This window comes from Aerococcus sp. L_32, assembly GCF_050689315.1.
On the sequence record NZ_JBOEQF010000301.1, the window covers coordinates 1 to 2368 of the forward strand.

The following is a 2368-nucleotide window of genomic DNA, read 5'->3' on the forward strand; positions in this document are numbered from 1 at the left end:
TGTTATCATATTCAATCGCTGTACCAAGCGCTTGCCCTACATCATTGGGGAAAGTATGCCCTGCTTGAAAAGTCAGTCCCATAGCAAGATTGTTTTCAGTCATGATTCTGCCTTTAAAGTTTGCTTTGATGGTTTCCATCCCCACTTCATCGTGAATGAGTGGTTGATTTAAGTAAGCTGAAATAGTTTGTTTGGTTAAATCATCTCGGGTAGGGCCTAAACCACCTGTATAAATGATGATATCCGACCTTTGTTCAGCCTGAGCAGTCACTTTCTTTAACCGTTCAGGGTTATCGCCAATGACCGTTTGTACGTAATGGTCAAAGCCTAATTCATTCAATTTTCGTGCAATAAATTGCGCATTTGTATTCGCTATTTGTCCCATTAATAATTCTGTTCCGACAGCTATAATTTCTACTTTCATTCTTTTCCCACCTATTAGTATATACGTTTTATTTATGCGTTTGCGCATAGTGATTCTTGTATATTATAGAACAAAAAAGAGCCCGGTAAAAACCGAAGCCCTTAAAAATTGTGTTTATAGTCCGTCTGAAAAGACGGAAATATTTTTAACGAAGTAGTCTACACCTGAATAGATGGTAAAGACTAATGCAAGATATAGTAGGATTTGCCCGATTGAAAATGGCAAGAGTCCTAAGGGGAAATCCCCGAGTAACAAGAAGATAATGGATAGCATCTGGGTGAATGTTTTCAATTTCCCAGCACTCCCAGCCGCCATGACTGTCCCTTTTTCCACTAGTAATAGGCGGAGTCCGGTGACAGCTAATTCGCGCATGATAATGATTGAAACTAACCATGCTGGTGCTAAATCGATACCAACTAAGGCGATAAAGGCTGTTGCAACGAGCATCTTGTCGGCTAATGGGTCGGCAAATTTACCGAAATTAGTGACAAGGTTGTCGCGACGTGCAATGTAACCGTCTAGCCAGTCGGTGAAGGATGCGATTGCGAAAATGATGGCTGCCACCACGTATTGCCAGTACCACTGACTGCCGAGTACTTGTGTACCATCTCCACTTGCTGGGATAGATACAAAAATCATGAAGATTGGAATCATGATCATCCGAATGATGGTTAATTTATTTGGTAAATTCAAATAATCCCTCCTAGTTGACTGTCTGCTATGTTAATTATAGTATAGCATTTTTTGACTTGGAAAATGTGTGTATCGGCCTATTACATAACCTACTCGGTTGATTTATCGCCGTTTTCTTGGAAGATGTTAACTGTACGCGGTTTAGACCCTTCTTGTGGGCCGACAATTCCGCGTTGTTCCATGTCATCTACTAGACGAGCTGCACGGTTGTAACCAACTCTAAATTGACGTTGTAACATTGAAATCGAGACGGTTTCACGGGTTTTAACAAATTCAAGGACAGTATCCCACATTTCATCTAAATCTTCGCCTGGCGCTGATTCTTTAGTCTCAGTTGGCATCATAGATTCGACATAATTTGGCTCTTGTTGGTCTTTTACAAATGAGACCACATGTTCCACTTCTTCATCTGTGATAAAGGCCCCTTGGACACGAATTGGTTTCGACTCGCCCATAGGTAGGTAGAGCATATCTCCTCGACCCAATAGTTTTTCGGCACCGTTTTGGTCGATGATGGTTCTTGAGTCAGTCCCTGAAGATACGGCAAAGGCGATTCTTGACGGTACATTGGCCTTGATAATCCCTGTAATAACGTCAACAGATGGCCTTTGTGTCGCTAGGATCATATGGATACCAGCTGCACGTGCCATTTGCGCTAGCCGGGTAATTGCGGCCTCAACTTCTTTAGAAGCGACCATCATCAAGTCGGCTAACTCATCTACAATCACAACGATATAAGGTAGGGTCGGATGCGCAGTACCTTCATTAAGGTTTTCTTCATGAACGAAGTCATTGTAACCGTCAATATTCCGTTGGCCCGAAGCAGCAAACAATTCATAGCGACGTTCCATTTCTTGAACGACTTTTTGTAAGGCTTGAGCTGCTTTCCTTGGATTGGTTACAACTGGTGTTAACAAGTGTGGAATACCGTTATATATCGATAGTTCCACTTTTTTAGGGTCGATCATCATCAATTTGACTTCATTTGGCTTGGCCTTCATCAAAATGGATACGATAATCCCGTTGATAGCGACTGATTTACCAGATCCTGTAGACCCAGCAACCAATAGATGGGGCATCTTGGTCAAGTCTGCTGAACGAATATTGCCTGAAATATCTTTTCCTAATGGGACTTCCAAGACTTTTCCCGATTGCAGTTGATGCTCAAAAGAATCACGGAAGGAAACTAAGGATACATCTTGATTGGGCACTTCAATCCCGATAAAGGATTTACCTGGAATCGGCGCCTCG

3 protein-coding genes are annotated in these 2368 nt (G+C 42.2%); all 3 read right to left on the reverse strand.

All coding sequences use genetic code 11. The features are described 5' to 3' along the window. Positions 1–424: molybdopterin-binding protein (locus ACRCJ0_RS12070; protein WP_431390571.1), on the reverse strand; the 424-nt coding region annotated here is incomplete at its 3' end. 114 nt (positions 425–538) lie between these two features. After that, positions 539–1117, reverse strand: coding sequence for a CDP-diacylglycerol--glycerol-3-phosphate 3-phosphatidyltransferase (pgsA, locus tag ACRCJ0_RS12075; RefSeq protein WP_431390572.1), 579 nt, complete (start codon positions 1115–1117; stop codon positions 539–541). A gap of 89 nt (positions 1118–1206) precedes the next feature. Continuing rightward, positions 1207–2368: DNA translocase FtsK (locus ACRCJ0_RS12080; protein WP_431390573.1), on the reverse strand; the 1162-nt coding region annotated here is incomplete at its 5' end.